The organism is Parvibium lacunae, assembly GCF_003335215.1.
Classification (GTDB): domain Bacteria; phylum Pseudomonadota; class Gammaproteobacteria; order Burkholderiales; family Burkholderiaceae_D; genus Parvibium; species Parvibium lacunae.
This window is the reverse complement of record NZ_QPGB01000001.1, coordinates 420016-439755: the sequence shown is the minus strand read 5'-3', so window position 1 is coordinate 439755 and position 19740 is coordinate 420016. Positions and strand designations below refer to the sequence as shown.

The 19740-nt window shown below is 54.2% G+C and carries 17 protein-coding genes and 1 pseudogene; 6 read left to right on the top strand and 12 right to left on the bottom strand.

Going from position 1 to position 19740, the window contains the following annotated elements; genetic code table 11:
• Window positions 1-8: 8 nt before the first annotated feature.
• Window positions 9-1124, bottom strand: a complete 1116-nt coding sequence (locus tag DU000_RS02055) for a DUF1853 family protein (RefSeq protein ID WP_114401683.1) — start codon at window positions 1122-1124, stop codon at window positions 9-11.
• Complete coding sequence (gene moaC, locus DU000_RS02050) at window positions 1118-1594, bottom strand: cyclic pyranopterin monophosphate synthase MoaC (RefSeq protein ID WP_114401682.1); 477 nt, start codon at window positions 1592-1594, stop codon at window positions 1118-1120. Before moaC ends, DU000_RS02055 begins: the two co-directional genes overlap by 7 nt.
• A 119-nt stretch (window positions 1595-1713) precedes the next feature.
• Here moaC and mutS point away from each other — a divergent pair, with 119 nt between their 5' ends.
• Both mutS and DU000_RS02040 read left to right on the top strand, forming a co-directional pair.
• Window positions 1714-4359: a DNA mismatch repair protein MutS gene (gene mutS / locus DU000_RS02045; protein WP_114401681.1), complete on the top strand. Its 2646-nt coding sequence runs from the start codon at window positions 1714-1716 to the stop codon at window positions 4357-4359.
• Window positions 4356-5339 carry a hypothetical protein gene (locus tag DU000_RS02040; RefSeq protein ID WP_114401680.1) on the top strand — a complete coding sequence of 328 codons (984 nt, stop codon included), beginning with the start codon at window positions 4356-4358 and terminating at the stop codon, window positions 5337-5339. The genes mutS and DU000_RS02040 overlap by 4 nt, the downstream gene beginning before the upstream one ends.
• A 74-nt stretch (window positions 5340-5413) precedes the next feature.
• Here the strand turns inward: DU000_RS02040 and DU000_RS02035 are convergent, their stop codons facing one another.
• Complete coding sequence (locus tag DU000_RS02035) at window positions 5414-6001, bottom strand: FKBP-type peptidyl-prolyl cis-trans isomerase (RefSeq protein WP_114401679.1); 588 nt, start codon at window positions 5999-6001, stop codon at window positions 5414-5416.
• Between the two features lie 37 nt (window positions 6002-6038).
• On the opposite strand from DU000_RS02035, the gene DU000_RS02030 reads away from it, so the two are divergent.
• Entirely contained in the window at window positions 6039-7274 is a 1236-nt protein-coding gene (locus DU000_RS02030; RefSeq protein WP_114401678.1) for a JmjC domain-containing protein, read from the top strand.
• Window positions 7275-7564: 290 nt separating this feature from the next.
• On the top strand, window positions 7565-7807 hold the full coding sequence (locus tag DU000_RS02025; RefSeq protein WP_114401677.1) for a hypothetical protein: 243 nt from the start codon (window positions 7565-7567) through the stop codon (window positions 7805-7807).
• Between the two features lie 100 nt (window positions 7808-7907).
• Here DU000_RS02025 and DU000_RS02020 read toward each other — a convergent pair whose 3' ends face one another.
• From DU000_RS02020 to DU000_RS02005, 4 genes are all read right to left on the bottom strand, one after another.
• On the bottom strand, window positions 7908-8834 hold the full coding sequence (locus DU000_RS02020) for an LD-carboxypeptidase (RefSeq protein WP_114401676.1): 927 nt from the start codon (window positions 8832-8834) through the stop codon (window positions 7908-7910).
• Window positions 8831-9355 (bottom strand): tRNA adenosine(34) deaminase TadA, encoded by a 525-nt coding sequence (gene tadA / locus DU000_RS02015; protein ID WP_114401675.1) that lies wholly within the window; start codon window positions 9353-9355, stop codon window positions 8831-8833. The genes DU000_RS02020 and tadA overlap by 4 nt, the downstream gene beginning before the upstream one ends.
• Window positions 9356-9502: 147 nt before the next feature.
• Window positions 9503-9856 (bottom strand): hypothetical protein, encoded by a 354-nt coding sequence (locus DU000_RS02010; RefSeq protein ID WP_114401674.1) that lies wholly within the window; start codon window positions 9854-9856, stop codon window positions 9503-9505.
• A 44-nt stretch (window positions 9857-9900) separates the two neighbouring features.
• Window positions 9901-11238 carry an NAD(P)/FAD-dependent oxidoreductase gene (locus DU000_RS02005; RefSeq protein WP_114401673.1) on the bottom strand — a complete coding sequence of 446 codons (1338 nt, stop codon included), beginning with the start codon at window positions 11236-11238 and terminating at the stop codon, window positions 9901-9903.
• Window positions 11239-11407: 169 nt separating this feature from the next.
• On the opposite strand from DU000_RS02005, the gene DU000_RS02000 reads away from it, so the two are divergent.
• Window positions 11408-11863, top strand: coding sequence for a hypothetical protein (locus DU000_RS02000; RefSeq protein WP_114401672.1), 456 nt, complete (start codon window positions 11408-11410; stop codon window positions 11861-11863).
• A 21-nt stretch (window positions 11864-11884) separates the two neighbouring features.
• Here DU000_RS02000 and DU000_RS01995 read toward each other — a convergent pair whose 3' ends face one another.
• Together DU000_RS01995 and DU000_RS01990 are read right to left on the bottom strand one after the other, a co-directional pair.
• Window positions 11885-12355, bottom strand: a complete 471-nt coding sequence (locus tag DU000_RS01995) for a phage tail protein (RefSeq protein ID WP_114402064.1) — start codon at window positions 12353-12355, stop codon at window positions 11885-11887.
• A 90-nt stretch (window positions 12356-12445) separates the two neighbouring features.
• The gene (locus tag DU000_RS01990) at window positions 12446-15289 is read right to left on the bottom strand and encodes a hypothetical protein (protein WP_114401671.1); all 2844 of its coding nucleotides are present in this window, start codon (window positions 15287-15289) and stop codon (window positions 12446-12448) included.
• Between the two features lie 364 nt (window positions 15290-15653).
• On the opposite strand from DU000_RS01990, the gene DU000_RS01985 reads away from it, so the two are divergent.
• Entirely contained in the window at window positions 15654-17504 is a 1851-nt protein-coding gene (locus DU000_RS01985; RefSeq protein WP_114401670.1) for an AAA family ATPase, read from the top strand.
• A gap of 95 nt (window positions 17505-17599) precedes the next feature.
• Here DU000_RS01985 and DU000_RS01980 read toward each other — a convergent pair.
• From DU000_RS01980 to DU000_RS01970, 3 genes and pseudogenes are all read right to left on the bottom strand, one after another.
• Window positions 17600-17737 (bottom strand): annotated as a pseudogene (locus DU000_RS01980) (GMP synthase (glutamine-hydrolyzing)); the annotation flags it as partial.
• Window positions 17738-17838: 101 nt separating this feature from the next.
• A complete protein-coding gene (locus DU000_RS01975) occupies window positions 17839-18621 on the bottom strand; it encodes a nucleotidyl transferase AbiEii/AbiGii toxin family protein (protein WP_114401669.1) in 783 nt (260 codons plus the stop codon).
• A complete protein-coding gene (locus DU000_RS01970) occupies window positions 18615-19610 on the bottom strand; it encodes a hypothetical protein (RefSeq protein WP_114401668.1) in 996 nt (331 codons plus the stop codon). The genes DU000_RS01975 and DU000_RS01970 overlap by 7 nt, the downstream gene beginning before the upstream one ends.
• Between the last annotated feature and the right edge of the window lie 130 nt (window positions 19611-19740).

Sequence of the window (19740 nt, the reverse complement as noted above, 5' to 3'; positions counted from 1 at the left end):
AGGGCAAGTCAAGCGTGCGACAGAAAGACAATGCCCCGCTGCACTTCCCGCCCCTGAGCGAGGGCGGCGACCAGCAACACCACCTCAGCGGGTTGCGCATGGCCCCGATATTCCTGAGAAGCCGCCGCGCGCAACGCCGCCTCAATGGCCTCACCGTCATAGGTCAGCAGTTCCGCATGGGCGGGCTGAGCCTGATCTATCGAGGCAAACCAATGGGCTCGGCTTAACACGGCCCAGCGCAGGTCAGGGTAGTCAGCTAAGATCGGACAGCGAGCCACCGACGTCGCATGCCAAGGAGCGGGGTGGAAGGAAGTGTTGGGGGCCATCGGTAAGACATACCAAAAACCACGCAGATGCACCGGATTGAGCAGGCTTTGCCAGGCCGGGCTTACATCTGGGGCTTGCTGGCCCCAGGGATAGAACAGCCGGCCCGGCAGCCTGAGCTGGGCGGGTTGCATTGATAACGACGTCAACGGTAGCGCAGCCGACGCCATCCAACCCTCAATCGCCGCTTGCCCAATCGGGGTGGTGCTCCACCCCAATTGCTGTTTTAAGCGCTGTAACTTATAACGCAAACGATCTTGGCCACGCGGGCCAATAAAATCTGGGCTTGGAGCGACTGCCGATGATCGATACACATAAAACTTTACCGCCAGCTCTGTATGCTGCACGCTGTTGGGGGTGGGCGCCTCAGGGGTGGGCGGTGAGCTCCAGACAAGATCCAGTTCGCCCAGCGTTTTCCCAGCCGGCTCGCGCAAAGGCAGGTTACGCCCAACCCGCAAGCCCAAGCCCTCTATCAAAAAATAGGCAAACAGCGCCTCCGCGTAACGCCCGAGGCGGGGGGCTGGCCACGGCATGGCGTTATCAAGTGAGCGTGCATGCGCTGAACGCTGCCAATCTGACTGCAACCATTGCCACAACACGGTCGGGGCACGTAACTGTGCGTCCAACCAAGCAAATAAATCGACCGCATGCTGGCTTGCTAATTGGCTGATTGCCGCAGGGGTGAGGCACACCGACTGCCAGGCTGAATGTGCTGGGTTTAATAAACAGGGGCTGGTCAGCAACCACTGCAAATCTAGGGCAGCCTGATACGCCGCAGCCTGCTGCTGGGCTTCTAGCATGACGGGGCGACCCAATGCCCAGATTTGCCCCCGTACTTTTCCAGCAATTGAATCTCGCTCATCACCATGCCCTTATCCACGGCTTTGCACATATCGTAAATCGTCAGCAACGCGATCTGTACAGCGGTAAGGGCTTCCATTTCCACGCCAGTTTGGCCGACGGTTTCGGCAGTCGCCCGTACCGTCACGGCACTGGCTTCCAGCGCAAACTCAACGGCGACATGGGTTAACGGGATGGGATGGCACAGCGGAATCAGCTCGCTGGTACGCTTGGCCGCCATAATGCCCGCAATCCGCGCAATACCCAGCACATCGCCTTTGGCATGTTGCCCGGCCTCAATCAAGGCCAGCGTGTTTGGTAGCATGCTGATGCGTCCGCCCGCAATCGCGCGGCGCGCTGTGCTGTTTTTTTGCCCCACATTCACCATGTGAGCTTGGCCTTGAGCATCGAAGTGAGTGAGTTCGGACATTGCTATTTCCTCGTTCCGTCTATTTCCTATTTCTCACATTCTAAAGGCAGATCCAGCCAATAGCGGCAAGCTGGCTTGCTATCATACGCGGCTAGCTTTCTTTACCGACCCTGATTTGCATGAGTACTGCCGATAAAAACACCGCCACGCATACGCCCATGATGCAGCAGTACCTGCGCATCAAAGATCAGGTGCAGCGCGAACACCCGAATACGTTGGTGTTTTATCGCATGGGGGATTTTTACGAGCTGTTTTTTGAAGATGCCGAACGCGCCGCGCGCCTGCTCGGCATTACGCTGACTACGCGCGGGCAAAGCGCGGGCCAGCCGATCAAAATGGCCGGGGTGCCGTTTCATTCGATGGAGCAATACCTCGCCAAGCTGATTAAGCAAGGTGAATCGGTGGCGATTTGCGAGCAAATTGGCGACCCCGCCACCAGTAAAGGCCCGGTAGAGCGTAAAGTGGTGCGGATTGTCACGCCGGGTACGCTCACCGATAGCAATCTGCTGCCTGAAAAATCCGACAGTCTCTTGCTCGCTTTGTGTCCTCACGCTGAGCAACCCACGCAACTGGGTTTGGCCTGGTTAAACGTCGCCAGCGGGGCTTTGCATGTGCTGGAATGTGGCTTGGAGAGCCTGCCCACGCAACTCGCCCGCCTCAACCTCGCTGAAGTATTGGTGCCGGATGGGTTGGCGGCGCGCATCAGCCAAGCGTTGCCGGCGACCCTGCGCTGTGTGCGCCTACCGGTGTGGCACTATGCCCAGCCTGCGGCGAACGAGCAAGTGGCGCGCCACTTCGCCGTGCAAAATTTACAAGGTTTGGGGTTGGATGCCCTGCCCACCGCCGTGGCCGCCACTGCCGCCCTGCTGCGCTATGCGCAGGAGATGCAGGGGCAAGCGCTGAGCCATGTGCAGGGTGTGGTGGTGGAAGACGAAAGCGCCTTCATTACGCTCGACCCGGCCACGCGCCGCAACTTAGAAATCACCGAAACCCTGCGCGGCACCGAGTCCCCTACCCTGTATTCGCTGCTGGATGTCTGCGCCACCCACATGGGCAGCCGCCGCCTGCGGCATTGGTTGCATCATCCGCCGCGCCAGCAAAGCGTGCCACAGCAACGGCATGCCGCCGTGGCCGAGCTCTTGGATACACCACAAGCGCTCGGACCACTGTATGAGCCGCTACGCAGCGAACTACGCCAGCAAGCCGATATTGAGCGGATTGCCACGCGCATTGCCTTGCGCCAAGCGCGTCCGCGTGACTTGTCGGGCTTGCGCGATTCGCTGCACGCCCTGCCCGACCTGCAACAGATTCTGGCCACGCGCCAAGCCCACTACGAAAACAGTGGGCAGCCGCTAGAAAGCCTGCAACCGTTCATGACCCATCTGCATGCGCCCCCCGCGACGCTGGCGCTCCTGCAAGCGGCGATTGCCCCGGAACCCAGCACCAATCTGCGTGATGGCGGCGTGATCGCAACTGGCTTTGATGCGGAGCTAGACGAACTGCGGGCGATTCAAACTAACTGCGGCGAGTTTTTGCTGGACCTCGAAACCCGCGAACGCACCCGCACCGGCATCGCCAATTTGCGGGTGGAATTTAATAAGGTGCATGGCTTTTACATTGAAGTCACCAATGGCCAAGCCGATAAAGTGCCGGAGGATTACCGCCGCCGCCAAACGCTGAAAAATGCCGAGCGCTACATCACGCCCGAGCTAAAAACCTTTGAAGACAAAGCGTTATCGGCACAAGACCGGGCGCTAGCGCGGGAAAAATACCTGTTTGAGCAAGTGCTGGAACAACTCCAGCCGCACATCGGCGCCCTCCAGCAGCTCGCCCACTGTATTGCCGAGCTGGATGTGCTGTGCGCCTTTGCCGAACGGGCAGCGCGCTACAACTGGGTGCAGCCCCAGCTCAGCCCACAACTGGGTTTACAGATTGAAGCGGGCCGCCACCCGGTGGTCGAACCGCAAATCGAAAACTTTATTGCCAACGATTGCGTGCTCAACCCCACGCGGCAAATGCTGCTGATTACCGGCCCGAACATGGGCGGTAAATCCACCTACATGCGGCAAACGGCGCTGATTGCGCTGCTTGCTTACGTCGGCTGTTTTGTACCGGCCCAGCGGGCGCAGATTGGCCCGCTCGACCGCATCTTTACCCGCATTGGCGCGGCCGACGATTTAGCCGGCGGGCGCTCGACGTTTATGGTGGAAATGACCGAAGCGGCACTGATTTTGAATAGCGCCACCCCGAATAGTTTGGTCCTCATGGATGAAATCGGGCGCGGCACCTCGACCTTTGATGGCTTAGCGCTGGCTTGGGCGATTGCGCGACGGTTGGTAGAAACCAACCGTAGCCTGACCCTCTTTGCCACGCATTATTTTGAACTGACGCAACTGGCTGAGCGTTATTCGCAGCTTGCCAATGTGCATCTCGCCGCCGTCGAGCATGGCGACAGCATTGTGTTTTTGCATAGCGTGCAGGCGGGTGCGGCCAGCCAAAGCTATGGTTTACAGGTGGCCAAACTGGCGGGGGTGCCCGGCTCGGTGATCCGCCAAGCGCGGCAAAAGCTAGCCGAGCTGGAACAACTGGCGCAAGCGCAGGTCCAAACGCCACAGTTTGATTTATTTAACACTGCGGCCGCTGCACAAGCGGCACCAGCAGGCGAACATCCCGTCCTCACTCAATTAGCCGATTTGCGCTTGGATGAACTTAGCCCCAAGCAGGCGCTGGATGCGCTGTATGAACTCCGAAAATTACTAGCATGATTCGTTTTGCCGTTTGCCTCACCCTCTGCTTTCTCGGCTGGCTGACCCAAGTGGGTGCCGAGGAAAGAGCGACACCCAAGCGTTTCAGCTTTGCCGCCCTGGGCGATGTGCCTTATGGCCCGCGCGATGCGCATTGGACACGAGAAGTGTTACGAGAAATCGATCAGGAAGAATTGCAGTTTGTCTTGCATGTCGGCGACTTAAAAAGCAGCAGCGAACCTTGTAGTGATGCGTTGATCTTGCAGCGTAAGGCCTTGTTAACCACAACCCGACATGCGCTGGTTTATCTGCCCGGTGATAATGAATGGACTGACTGTGAACTCAAATCGAACCCGCCTTTTGCGCCGCAGGAACGGCTTGAGCGCTTGCGTGAGTGGTTTTATCCCGATGAGATGACGCTCGGGGGGGCCCCATTCCGGTTGCAACGCCAGAGCGAGATCGCCAAATTTCGTCAGTATCGCGAAAACGTACGCTGGGAAATGCATGGGGTCTTGTTTGTTGGTCTGAATATCCCCGGCAGCAATAATAATTACCGTAAAGAGGCCGGGCGCAATGGCGAATTCGAAGAACGCTTGTTAGCCAATGAATATTGGCTGCAACGAGCATTTGCCCAAGCCCAGCAACGGCAACTGCCGGCCATCGTTATCGCGTTTCAGGCGAATCCTTTTTTTGAACGCCACGAAAACCCCAAAGCCCTCTATCGTGATGGCTATCAGGAATTACGGCGCCTTTTATGGCAGCTCGCCAGCCAATACCAGGGGCATGTGCTGCTGATTCATGGCGACACCCACCGCTACCGCTTTAATCAACCCCTGAATTGGGGTAGCGGCAATAAAGAGAAGAGCCTGCCGCACGTCAGTCGCTTAGAAGTATTTGGCTCGCCCTCAGCCCTGAACTGGGTGAAAGTGAATGTCGACCTTAACCGCAGCAATCCTTTTTCGGTTGAAGTCAAGCAAATATCAGTTAACTCCCCCGACTAAAGCGAGCGCTGAATCAGCTTGGTGAATAGCCAACACGACGCATGCTTCCTCAGCGACTGGCGCTGAGGGCGGCATTAATGCAGCGTCCGCGGGCGCTGGCGAGCAGCGTTATGCGCAGAGGTGTCGTTCTCGTCCTCCTCGTCTTCGTCATCATCGGGATAAATTTCCGTGGTTGTGCCAATGGTTAAACCACTGGCGTCACTGGCGAAACCCTGCTCAATTTCCTGCTCACTCGCTTCTCGTACCGCGAGCACACGCAACTCGAAACGTAAGGCCATACCCGCATAGGGATGATTACCGTCTAATATCACCTTATCTTCGGCAATATCGGTCACGGTGTAGACGTGGCTGTCCACTTCATCGGCATCACTGGGCACGCCTTCAAACTGCATGCCTACTTCGAGCTCGGTTGGAAACAACTGCCGATCTTCAACCCGCAGCAGCTCGGTATCGTAGTCCCCAAAGGCGTCTTGCGGGTCTAATTGAATCTGGGCGCTATAGCCCTCTTCTTTATCCAGCAAGAGCTCCTCAATCCGTGGGAAAATCTCGTCATAACCCCCATGCAGGTAAACCATGGGCTGATCACCGTCTTCGAGCACATGACCTTGTGTGTCTGTGACTTTGAACTGTAAAGAGACGACGGTATTTTTTTGAATTTTCATAACAGGCTTTCTTCCAAACAAGCCGCTATTTTACGCCATGCCAAGCAAATCCAAACAGCCTGCTACCTCTGCCCCCAAGAAACGTCTTGGCACGCCCGCAATGCTTGATTCGGGGGCTGGAAATCCTCTTCTAAATGGCCTTAGCATTAATCAATTTCTCTACAAACACTGGCATAAAAAACCACTGTTGATTCGGCAAGCCCTTTCAGTAGCAGAGTTGACCGCGTTGCAATGCGATCGGGAACGACTCCTGACCTTAGGTCAGCAAGAAGGGGTAGAAAGCCGATTGATTGTCGCCGAGGGGAAACAATGGCAATTTACCGCCCAGCCCAGCGCTCTGCCACCACTGACACAGCGTCAGTGGACCCTGCTCGTGCAGGGAATGAATTTGCATCACCCCCCAATCGCAGCGCTATTACGGCGGTTTCGCTTTTTACCCGATGTGCGGCTGGATGACATCATGGTCAGCTACGCCACTGATGGCGGTGGGGTCGGCCCCCATTTTGATTCTTATGATGTCTTTCTATTGCAGCTTGAAGGGGTTCGGCGCTGGCAGATTAGCGCACAAAAAGACCTCACGCTCAAACCCAATTTACCCCTCAAAATTCTGCAAAATTTTACGGTAGAGGATGAATGGTGCCTGGAACCTGGCGACATGCTGTATTTGCCACCACGCTACGCCCATAATGGCATTGCGCAAGGCGAGTGCATCACACTTTCAGTGGGTTTTCGTGCGCCAGCATTTAATGAATTGGCACAGCAGTTTTATACCTGGCTTGCCGAACAATTGGATATTCCGGGTGCGGTGCATGATGCTAATTTACTGACCGAAACCGCAGAACCGGCGCGGATCCCTGGCTGGCTCGTTGAACAATTTACCCAGGCGTTACGCAAAGCAGCGCCCACAGCGGAAGATATTCAAGCCTTTGTGGGTGAATACTTTAGCGAACCCAAAGCCACCACCTTTTTTTCAGCGCCCGCCAAATCCCTCAACCTGAGCCAATTCAAACAACGGCTGCAACGAGATGGCCTAGCGCTGAGTGCCCGCAGCCGCCTGCTTTACGATGCCGATAACATCTATTTCAATGGTCAAAGCCTTTATGCCAGCGGGATAGAGCGCAAACTGCTGACGCGACTGGCGAATCAGCATACGCTTAGCCCGACTGAGCTCGTGAGCGTGCTCACGCTGCCAGACTTCATGGCACAGCTGCACGATTGGTATCTGTCAGGTTGGCTCTTGCTAGGCGAAGGGCAGGAATCACTGGCGCCATAACCGGCGGCAGTTTCTGTCTTAGTAGCAAACAGTTACATAATCGGACAAAAAAGCCACGATTCAATCCCAGCATGGCTTAAATACAGCGTTATTCCTGGCATATTCGGGTTTACATGCGTGAAAGATGCGCGGCAAATTCGACAGCACGGAGTTTGTTTTGTTATAATCTTGGGCTGAGTTATCTAACATTGCCTGTCAAGATTTATTCACGACAGTCTTTGAAACAACTCAAATAAGCAATTGATAATTACCGGTAATTATCCATTCACACTTTCAAAGAGGAAAATCACATGAAGAAGTCCCTACTCGTCGCTTCCCTGTTAGCCATCGCTTTGGCTGCTTGCGGCAAAAAAGAAGAAGCTGCTGCTCCTGCACCAGCACCTGAAGCTGCTGCTCCTGCTGCTGCCGCGCCTGCTGCTCCTGAAGCTGCTCCAGCCGCACCTGCTGCTGACGCAAAACCAGCTGACGCTGCCGCTCCTGCTGCTGCCGCTCCTGCTGCTGATGCAAAACCAGCTGAAGCACCAAAACAGTAATTCATACTGTTTCCGCAAAAAAGCCAGTCTGCAGACTGGCTTTTTTGTTTTCTCGGCACCGCGTTGCTATCCTGCCTTGTTACCAGCACCTCAATACGCGCTAGGCGGTCGCCATCACCTCAATAGCAGCCGTTGTAGCGTGGGGAATCGTGAGATCAATCATGCCCCCGATTGGCAAACAGGTTTTCTCATACACATGACCAAATGGAAAGCCGGCGATAATCGGTACCGCAACCTCTGCTTGAACCCGCGCCAAGGCTGTTGGCAAATCATAGCCTCGATCAAACTCAGCCAATCGGTACGCTGTCACCTGGCCCACTAAAATCAACTGCTGACGAGCCAATATGCCAGCTTGCGCTAGCTGCAATAGCATGCGTTCAACCCGGTAGGGATGCTCATTGACCTCTTCCAAAAATAAAATCCCGTCCGTTATCGTTGGCAGCCAAGGTGTGCCGATTAAGCTGCATAACAAACTTAAGTTCCCGCCCCATAAACGACCCCGATAATGGCCAGCCAAGGTTACTGGTGTTGCCTCCAGATATGTCGGCATAAACGAGAAATTAACTCGCCCAGTTTGCATTGCCTGGCTGAATTGCTGCCACATAAACGGATTGACCGGTGTCGCACCAAGATCAAAACAAGCCATCGGTCCGCACCACGTTACGGCTTGTGTTTGCGCCAACAGCGCCAATTGCAGCAAATTCAGATCACTGTGCCCGACTATTTTTTTGGGCCGAGCTAGAAGCTGTGCAGCGAGATAAGCTAAATCCAGCTGTGGTAGCAAACGCGTCAGGCCATAGCCACCGCGGGTTGCAATCGCGATATCGTAGTGAGATTCAAACACACTATGAAGGTCAGTGAGACGGGCTTTGTCATCACCGGCGAAACGCTGCGCCTGGGCTAGCGTGTGTGGTTGATAGCTAAGAGCGTAACCTTGCTCTTGCAAAAAAGAAGCCGCCCGCTGCAAGGCGTCAGCATCTTGCACCGAGCCTGATGGTGAAAAAAAACATAACGCTGGCGCTGTCATCCGTTAGCCACTCCATCCCCAGAGAGATCGGTAAAAAGACCTGCTGCTGCGCGAGCCTGGCTGGTACGACGTGCTGCAAAAAATTCTTTCAGCACCTGCCCACACTCGTCTGCCAAAATGCCACCGACGATCTCGGTCTGGTGATTGAGCTGCTTTTCGGCAAACAGGTTCACGACACTTCCCGCTGCCCCGGTTTTCGGGTCATAGGCCCCAAACACTACCCGCGCCAAGCGCGCATGCAACATAGCGCCAACACACATCATGCAGGGTTCTAGGGTGACATACAAGGTACACCCCGGCAAGCGATAGTTTCCTAATAAATGTGCGGCAGTTCGTAATGCCTGAATCTCCGCATGGGCAGTGGGATCGTGATTACCAATGGGCTGGTTAAACCCCGTTGCCACCAACTGCCCGTCGCGCACCAGCACTGCACCCACGGGTACCTCGCCCAAGGCCCAAGCGTTATGGGCTTGATTGAGCGCTTCGCGCATGAAGATGATGTCTTGTTGTTCTTGATTCATATTAAGGGCACTTCTATAAATTCATTTTTCGAGCGAATTGCGTTGTCGCGTGCTCGCTCAAGTCTCACTGTATACCGCATACTATCTCGCCTCTCGCTGCGCGGCTTCTAGCACTTCACCCGAAATTCTGAATTTCTAAAAGCGCCCTCAAGGTTTATCCGCTTCATCTTCTAAATGAAAATGATGAAAAAAGCGATGCACCACCGGCGCAAAAATAATCCCGGTTACCAAGATAACCACTAGCCCGCTATACAGCGCATAGGTACCGGCAAAGGCTTTGCCACCCACGGTCGCGGGGTTATGCAGCGGCCCCATGCCCGATAAAATCATCGCGGCATTCAGGTAAGCATCCAAGCAGCTTAAGCCCTCGTAGTGCCAGTAACCCCACATGCCCACCGCCAGCGATACTACGACCAGCAGGAAACCCAACACGAGCGATAGCAAAACGCGCCGCAAAAAGACGGCGCGTGTGGCAAGGGTATGGTGACGAGATTCAAACATACGGGCTGAATAACCGTACACAGACGGTGTTGGATAAACAGCCCTTAGTGTAATTTAATTCTGGGGTTCTTCACACGACCAATCGTTTCAATCCACGTGCCGAGCCAGGTTCTAAACCAGCCGTTGATCGCCACTTGATGCTTTTTATGCAAGGACCAGTACATCCACTTCGCCATCAGGCCCTCGATAAACACCGAGCCACGCGTAATGCCGCCCATCAGGCTGCCCACTGTGGAATACTCGCCCAAAGACACCAGCGAGCCATAATCGTGGTACTTGAACGCAGGCAAGGTTTTGCCTTGGATTTTGAGCGGGATGGATTTTGCCAACAGCATCGCCATTTGGTGTGCGGATTGCGCACGGGGTGGCACAATCGGGAGGTTTTCACCTTGCGGGCAAGCGGCGCAATCACCCATCGCAAAGATGTTGGCATCGTGCGTGGTTTGCAGCGTTGGCAACACCACGAGTTGATTGGCACGATTGGTTTCCAAGCCATCAATCTCTTTTAAGAAATCGGCGGCTTTAATCCCTGCCGCCCACACTGTGAGCGCACTGGGGATGAATTTACCGCTGGCCATTTGCACGCCATCGGGCCGCACTTCGACTACTTTCTCATTGGTGTGAATATCAATATCCAGCTTGCGTAACTCCCGCGCCACGGAGGCCGACAACTGCTCGGGCAACATCGGCAAAATACGGGGCGCGGCATCGCAAATCACAATTTTTAAATCCTGCTCAGGATGCACATGGTTCAGGCCATAGCTACTCATAATTCGCGCCGTCATGTGCAGCTCCGCCGCCAGCTCCACGCCGGTTGCGCCACCGCCGATGATGGCCAGCGTCACCCGGCCCTTGCCCTGCCCCAGCGGCTGGGCCTGTACCTTGAGGAAGTTATTGATGAGCTTTTTATGAAAGCGTTCAGCAGCCTGCGCCGTGTCCAGCAAAATGCAATGATCTTTCACGCCTGCCGTGCCAAAGTCATTACTCTGGCTGCCCAGCGCCAACACCAAGGTGTCGTAGGGAATCGTCTGGCGCGGCAGCAGCATTTCGCCATCTTCATCTTGCATCGGCGCTAAGTAAATTTCTTTGGCTGCGCGGTTCAAGCCATCCATCCGGCCCAACCGAAAATTAAAATAATTCCAGCGCGCTTGGGCAATGTACTCCACCTCATCCGCATGATGATCTAACGTACCCGCCGCCACTTGGTGCAGCAGCGGCTTCCACAAATGCGTGCGATTAGCATCCACCAGCGTAATCTGGGCTTTGCCTTTGCGGCCCAACTTTTTACCCAGTCTCGTGGCCAGTTCCAAGCCCCCTGCGCCCCCGCCCACAATGACAATCCGATGCGCCGAATCGGCCGCCGCTGTTTGATTTGCTTGCATGTTTCCCTCAATGTAGTGATGTATTCGTTATTAAGCGAAAGACTACCAGAAGGTGATGACAGATTAGTAGAAACCCTAATACAAAAGACGTAAACCCAACAAAAAACCGCAAAATTCACGCGCCACCGCTCTATACTCCCCACACAACTCACCGGCATCCCCAACACCCATGAAAAAACTAACCCTCGCCGCCCTGCTCCTCATCACCGCCCTCTGCGCCCTCACCGCCTGCTCGACCCTCGATTGGCCCTTTGCTAACTCACGCACCATCAGCATTCAAGCCGATACTGATGCCAATCAGAACAGCGCCACCGCAATCGACATTGTGCTCGTATACGACCAAGCTGCACTCAGCCAGCTACCCCAAACCGGGCCAGAATGGTTTACAAAAAAAGCCGCACTAACAGCGGGCTTAGGCGACGCGATGAAGGTGGTGAGCCTACAGATTCCGCCTGCCAAGTTGATAGATGATGTGCCACTCCCCAAGCACGCCAAGAAAGCCGTGGCGGTGTACTGCTATACCAATTACCTCAGCATAGGCGGGCAAGCGATGGGGGATTTAACGAACTTTAAAAAAGTAAGGATTAAGCTGCAGGAGCAGACCGTGGGGTATGAAGCGTATTAGCTAAATACGGCTATTCACCAATCAAACATGGTGGGGATTCGTGATCTGCAAGGACTCATAAGCAATCTCAATGCTATCCACTGCCACCTCATTACCTTCTGATTTAAGATCAGTGCTGGTAATTTTTGTCGGCCAGGCATTGCTCAGCGTCCATTGCATGGTGACCTGGTTGTTCTCATCAAGTAAGCGGATGATCACCGTGCGCCGTGCAATCGTATTCATCTTGATCTGGTTGATCCAGTTCCAGAATGTCATATCGCCTACAAAAATGCCGCGCTTCATGGTGACATTGCCATGCTTAACAATACCGGGCATTTTGATCGTTGAAAAAAGTGGATTGTTGCTGGCTCGGTATTCAATCACCTGAACTTCTTTATCCATGCCAGAGACTTCCTGAAAGCCAATGTTGGTTAGCTCCGTTCCAAAATCCACACTAAAACGAAACTTGGGCAGCGGCCATATCGAACCTGCGTTACTTTCATCATCCGCCATCATTCATCCTAAATAAAAAGTAGTGGTAAAAAGAATTTCCTCGCAACGCCATTGTGAACCTGCTGGCGACGCACCGTCACCAACGCACCATTACCAACTCTGCGGCGCACTGCGCGGGAAAATAACCGGCCCACCCAGAGATTGAGCCGCCCCTGTCACCGGGTCGGTCGTACTCAGCGTTACGTCGAAGCTGAGGGTTGCCACACCTTGCTGTGTGCTTTCATTGGTGGGGGTTGCACGACGCACTGGAACACGAAACTCAATCGGCCAAGCCTTTGCCGATGGCCCCTGTGCGCCGCTGCTTGGGCGTGCGGCCCACTGCTCAAGTAAGCGCAGCATAGCCCAAGGGCCATTAAAGTCAAAGTTAGCGGCAACGCCTTCCGTCTGCATGCCCTCAGTATTCGCCTCACCCTCAGGGCGCCACAGCGAGCGGTCGGCCCACGTTAAATTAAAGGTTAAGGCTTGCCCAACCGCCCAGTAAAGCTGCGTGGTTGCGCCACTTGGTGCGACGATTTGGCTACTACTGGTACTTAATGCCCAGCTCACTAACTGATTATGTCCGGGCATCAGATTTTTCTGCGGCGAGTTTCGTAGCGGTTGCGCTTGAACGTTAACCAACACGGACGAGCCAACTAACTGCCCACCGCGCAGGAAGTCGGCCACCGCATTAAGCTGCGCCACAAAGCTTAAAGCAGCGCGCCACTTATCACCCTGACGGCTTGAGAGTTTTTCACGGAGAACTTCGCGTTGCACAGCGTAATCGGCAAAGAAAGCGCGCACCGTCTCCGGGTTAGCGTCCCGCGCGTCCAAGCCCGCAAATGGATAACGCCCGGCCAGCTCGCTGTTAAAACGCGCAGCCAGTGCTTGATATTCCTCAAGTGCCACCGCAGACTGTCGATCATCGCATCGCCATGAAAGCATGCTCATCAAGCTCTGCCGCCGCTCAGAGAACAAATCATTGTCAAAGGGTGGCTGCTTCATGTCTGCAAGTTTCTGGTGACAGTTACTGAAGGTAAGGCCGGGCGCATCCGTTTGTAGCAAGGTTTCTTCAAGCGCGTTGAGCTGAATCGCCTCCCCCGTGGCTTGCAAATAGGTGTTCAATTCATTGAGGGTATTTGACCAATACGATACTAGCGAGGCGGCACGCAGGTCACTCGTACGGGTCTGTTGGTCGGTATGATTCAGCCAATGCACATAGGGCATGGCATAGCCCGCCAGCACCTGCACACGCGCTCGGTTTCGCTCCAGATGATCTTGCAATATTGCAGAAGGCCAATCGAACCCTAAGCTATCTGGATCCGAAGCAACAAAACGCGGTGTGTACAACCGGCTTTGCTCGGCCAAGCTCGACACCTGCTGCAAAGCCCCAACCGCACGGCTACTCACACAGTGCGCCACCGCTTGGTAACTCTTCGCCAAACCAATTTGCTGATAGCTAGCCAGCAACGACAACCAATCTTCAGTTGACTGCGCAAATTCGGCACTGTGCTGCGCCAAAGCGCGCTCTGGCATCACTATTGATTTATTTAGAGATGGAACTAAGGACAACGACTGATCGCCCACAGGCATTTGCGCGGCCTTCAAACTCGCGTTCATGGCTGCTTCAACATGCCACTTCGCCAAACGCAAATACAGGGGCAGCGGGAACTTAGCCCCTACCGGCGGCGCTAGGGTAGGCGAGGCTGTAAAGGCCTGATAGGCTTTTACATAGCGCTGCGCTTGCGCGAGGTTGGCCGGCTGCCAGCTAGATGCGGCGGGGTTGCAGGCAAACGAAACGGACTGTCCTGCATGCGCAGCGGACACAAACGGTTGCACCCACAGCGCCCGCAAGCCTTGCAGCTCCTCATTCACCCACGGCGTAAAGGCCAAGCCTTGCGCAGTTGAATCGAACAGCGCCCCCTGCGGTGCTAGCTGCATGCCGCGCAAGCGGGCTAACACGGGTTCAACACATTGCGCAGGGCCCAGACTATCCAAACTATTCGCCAGCGCGCTGGGGTATCCATGCACTTGCACCAGCGCCTGCAATAGCGGGCGTAGCTCGCCATCCAGCCGAGCGCAGGGGTTGGTGTTCTTGGCGTCTTGCAACCAATCGCGTTCAACCCCCGTCAGCCAATCCGTCACATGCTGCGCATCGACTGGCGCGGTAGACCCCATCGCCGCCACAGACTGCAACAGTGGCGCGCCCTTTGCGGCTTCAGTTTGAAGAGCGGCTACATATTGAGGAATCGCCTTGCTGATCCACGCCGAAGCCTGCTGCCGGGTTTGCCCAGCGCGAGCAGGCAATGGCACGACGCGTTCATCTAGCGCCTGGAGGAGAAGCCGCTGACTTGAAACCGCTTTGCCCAACACAGGGCGAGACCACAGATATTGCGCCGCTTGATAAAGCGCACGCAAACGCACGGCGGGCGAATCGGCATGGTTAGCCGCACGCTGCAAGTTAGCCACGGCCTCCTCTAGCGCCACCAATGCTTGTGTGTTTACCCGTAGCTGCTTGCCCATCGCTTCGGGGTCGGCAGGCCCATCAGTAGTCAGCTGAATGGCCCAGATCGCACGCTCGCGCAATTGCAGCTGGCAAGCCATCGCCGCAAACACGCGCTTGGGCAACACTTTTTCCGACACCAGCGCAACCGCCCGCTGCTTCTCTCCACCCAGCAACCAAGACGGCACGAAGGCCACACGATCCAAGCTTGCGCTAAGCTCGCCCAAACGGGATAAGGTTTCATCCACCGCAGTGGTGCTTAAACACCCGCTGCCGTCAGCCACAGGGGCGGCATCGCTCGCTGCGAGCTGGGTTTCAAAGCGGGTTGTTAGCTGCGCCAGCGCATGGTGCTCGCTGAATAACCAAGCCCCACCGGCAATCAGCGCTAGGCCCAGCCCCAACCACACATACACAAACGATTTAGACGCTGTAAGGGGGAGCCGGATGTTTGTCATTTGTTCTCTTATTGCAAGTTAGTTGTGGTGTAGGCAACGGAACGATTCTAAATCAAAGCCTTGCAAGCAAGGAGTGAGAAGTTAGACGGGTTATAAGAACGTATTAATTGGATTAGTGGAGAAAAATGTTATGAAACAACCGAGTGAATATACGGATAAAACTGTTTGATTTAGAAGAGACTCTCAAGCAAATCCATAAGTTGATATTCAGACTAAATACCAGATTGATTATTCGAGAGGTTTATAGATGGACTGAAGATATCTGTTTTAACTAGCTTAATTTATAATCACGTCGTATCATTAATAATGACTTAATAATTAGCAATAGACAGTAAATCTTCTAACTAATGAGGCAGGAAAACTTTTGAAACTTTCAGCCGTAATTCTTGAAAATTTTCGAGGCTATTATCAGAAGACCCGAATCTCTATAGATGATCTCACTGCTTTTATTGGTAAAAATGACGCAGGTAAGTCAACAATTTTAGAAGCGCTTGATATCTTCTTGAATGACGTGAAACCTGAACGCAGCGACGTCTGTGTCCACAGCACTGAAACTACGATTCGCATCGGTTGCACATTCACAAATCTATCAAATCCAATAATCATTGATGCAGCAGCTCCTACTAGCCTCGCTGCCGAATATCTGTTAAATGAAAATGGTGAGTTAGAAATCATCAAGGAATGGGACTCGTCAGCAAAAACACCAAAGGAATCAATTTTTGCTGCAGCACTACATCCTACTAACCCTAATGTAGCTGATTTGCTCACTTTGAAAATCAGCGATCTAAAGTCTCGCGTAAAGTTATTAGGAATTGACGAAACCACCGTAAATCTAAGCATCAGTGGCAGCATGAGGGAAGCAATTCGCGAGGCCTGCCAGCCACTAACGCTTGAGCGGAAGCTATTACCACTTGACAAAGACGATGCCAAAAAGGTTTGGGACCAGCTCAAGCCCCAACTGCCAATGTATGCGCTCTTCAAATCAGACCGCCCAAGCCAAGACGGAGACGAGGAGGTTCAGAGCCCGCTCAAGTTTGCTATCACTCAGGCATTGAAGGAAATGGCAGACGATTTAAAAAGAATTGAAGATTCAGTGCGAGCCCGAGCCGAGGACGTAGCGAAACGAACGCTGGCAAAGCTGAATGAAATGGATGGCCGTTTGGCAAGCGAACTGAAGCCATTTTTTAAGACTGACCCCAAATGGGATGTTTTCAAATTCGGACTGGTGGGGGACAACGACATCCCTATCAACAAGCGAGGGAGCGGCGTCCGGCGTCTTATTCTGTTGAATTTCTTCCGGGCTGAAGCAGAACGGCGGCGCACCGAGAAGGGAGCCTTGAACGTAATCTATGCCATTGAGGAACCGGAGACTTCGCAGCATCCTGACAACCAGCGACTATTGGTCCAGGCGCTCAAGGACCTTGCGGCGGATGAGAATACACAAGTGTTGGTCACATCGCATACGCCAGGCTTGGCTGGCCTCCTCCCAAGCGACAGTCTGCGATATGTTCGCAAGCAAGCTGACGGCACAGCAGCCGTTTCTCATTGCAGCGATACCGATTTGACCGTAATAGCAAATGAGCTTGGCGTTCTACCAGATCGAAGAGTTCAGGTTTTAGTTTTCGTTGAAGGAACGAATGACATCGAATTCCTTGAGCGTGTAAGTTCGATGCTCAAGCCTAATTTCCCCAATATCGTAGATTTCACTAGCGACAGCCGTGTTGCACTGGTACCCCTCGGTGGAGGATCATTAAAGCAATGGGTTGCCAAACATTACCTGCGCAACCTAGGCATTCCAGAAGTTCACATATACGACAGGGATGAAGGCACTCCACCGAAATATCAACAGGAATGCGATGCTGTCAACAAACGAAGTGACCGCTCATGGGCTGTTCTCACGACAAAGCGCGAACTTGAGAACTATCTTCATGCAGATGCGATAAGGGAAGGCATGAACGGAATTGTGGTTACGTTCACGGATACATGTGATGTACCTGAAATAGTAGCCCAAGCGGTACATACGGCATCTGGTACCGGAAGAGCATGGGCCGAAATAACCAATGATAACAAGTGCCTAGATAAGAAAATTAGTCAAGCCAAAAAGCGACTCAACCGCGATGCTGCCGGGAAAATGACAGTAGCCAGGCTTGCTCAGAGCGATACGTCTAATGAAGTAATTGGTTGGTTAACCAAAATTTATAGCATGTTGAAATAACTGGTTAGATACGAGGATCTATCACCAAGAAAGCCCGCATTAAAACGGGCTTAAATATGTTTGATTATCGGCGAGATAAACATACGAGGCGCAGCTCACTCCCACTCAATCGTCGCGGGGGGCTTGCCTGAAATGTCGTACACCACGCGGTTGATGCCGCGTACTTCGTTAATGATACGGTTAGAGACTTTGCCGAGCAGCTCATGCGGCAGGTGTACCCAGTGTGCGGTCATCTCCGTTTTACCCCCCCCTCCCTGTGGGAGAGGGTTCTACACAGGCATTACGCAGCTATTCAATAAAAAAACGCTACTACTGCGGCTGCACCACCCATTTTTTATTCCGCCTTCTGCGCAGGCATTTGAATCTCATAGGCTTGGGCGATACGGCTGACCAGCTCGGCGACGGAGTTGCCAAGCCCCAATGTTTTCGGGTCAATCGCGGGGTCGGCAGCAACGGCAAGAAGGAACCGCGTCATGTCGTCGCTCATCTTTTTGTCGAGCGCAATGCGCGTGGCGGGGGCGAGCAACTGCGACAGGCGCAGCACATCGTTGAGGTGCTTACGCACGTCCTTGGCGTCCACATTGGCACCCTGCGCTTTTCGCGCAGTCAAATCTAGCCACGCGATGGCTTTGAGTGGGATCAGCCGATCTTCGCCAACCCAGGGTAAGCCATTGACTTCACGGCGCCCAGCCATGATGAATGCGTAGTAGCTGTTATCTAGCAAGATGGCGGACAAGCTGCTGATGGCTTCGTCTAGCGGTATGGGGGTGAGGCGACTGTTTATGGCCGGTTGCAACCCATCAGGCGCTCTAGCGAATAGCTCGAGCATAGCTGGGTAGCGGGCATCAGCGGGCTTTTGAAAGCGGTAGAAGATTGGCTTTCCGGTATTGCTGGCTTGGCGGATTTCGTAGCCACCCTCCTCAACGAATTTCCAGAAAGCCTCGCCAAACGCTGGGGTGAGCGCCTCCACATGCAGGACGATGTCGAGGTCTTTGGTGGCACGAAATGCTAGCCCGGCCTCTTCCATGGTGAGGCTCGCGGCTGTACCACCAATCAGAACATACTGATCGGCGTATGCCGCGAAAGACCTTTGAAAAATATCCAACCCTCTCACCATGGCAGTTGTCCTTTCAGCTCGTCCAGTGCAAGCTGGATACGGTCATCAATGTTATCCCGTAGGCTGAGCGTTAGCGAGAGTGGGTCGACCGTATGGGCGTCTGCCCACAACGCGGGGCTATAGCTCCATAGTTGCCACTCTTGGGCACCGGCTTCGGGTTCGGGTAACTCACGCACACCAGCATCCGTCGCGGCTTTCCAGTCATTGACGAACAGCGCATACACCGGCAACTTGGGTTCGGCCAGCATGGAATAGGACGCAAGCGCACTCACGCCAGCGATGCGGCGGGGTAAGTATGCAGGCACCGTATCACCCGCCACCCAGACCGTGCGTTTGACGGGTGTTCGCAGTAGGGGCGTTGCGCGTTCCCAGACTTGCTCAGGTGGAAGCGCCATTCGCAGCCAGCGCGAGCGGCCGACTGTGTATGCGTCTGCCAGCCCAGCCGCAGTCAGTTCCCTAACCGCACGCGAGAGCGTCATCGGCGTGTAGCCCAAGGCGGCTGCGACCTTGGCAGGCTGCCAATCAGATTGCCAGGGTTGGCTTAGCAAAGCGGTGATGAGTATGGCCTGCGCAGCTGGGCTCAGAGGCGCTTCCGTGGCGGATGCACGCTGACGAAAGTATTCACGCAGGTCTAAGCCCAGATCGGGCAGATAGAGCTGGTTGCCCGGCACAATGAATGGGACTTTTTGCTCAATCAAACGCCGACGCTCATAAGAAGCTAATGCATGCGTAACGTAGACCACAGGCTGGCCCGCCTGGGCGTTGATTTTTCCTAACCAGCTTCTGACCTCGCTGAGGGACTGCTTGACCTCGCCGCGCCCTATTGCCAAAACGACGCTATGCCCCAGTATTTCCAGCATTTCTAACTCGAATGCGTCTCTCAGAAAATAGGGAAGCGCATTGGCACCGGCCCACGGCTTGGGTTCGGGCACGCTAATCCCCAAAACCTCGTTGAGATAATGAGCAACGGCAATCGCGAGAGTTTGCACGGTATATCCTATTTAACATATTTTTAGCACGATAACACAATTGTAGTTATCGTGCAAAGTTACGTTATATTAAACTCAGGGTGCTATACCGCATGAGCCGATGAAGAGAACAAATAGCCTCTAAACAAAA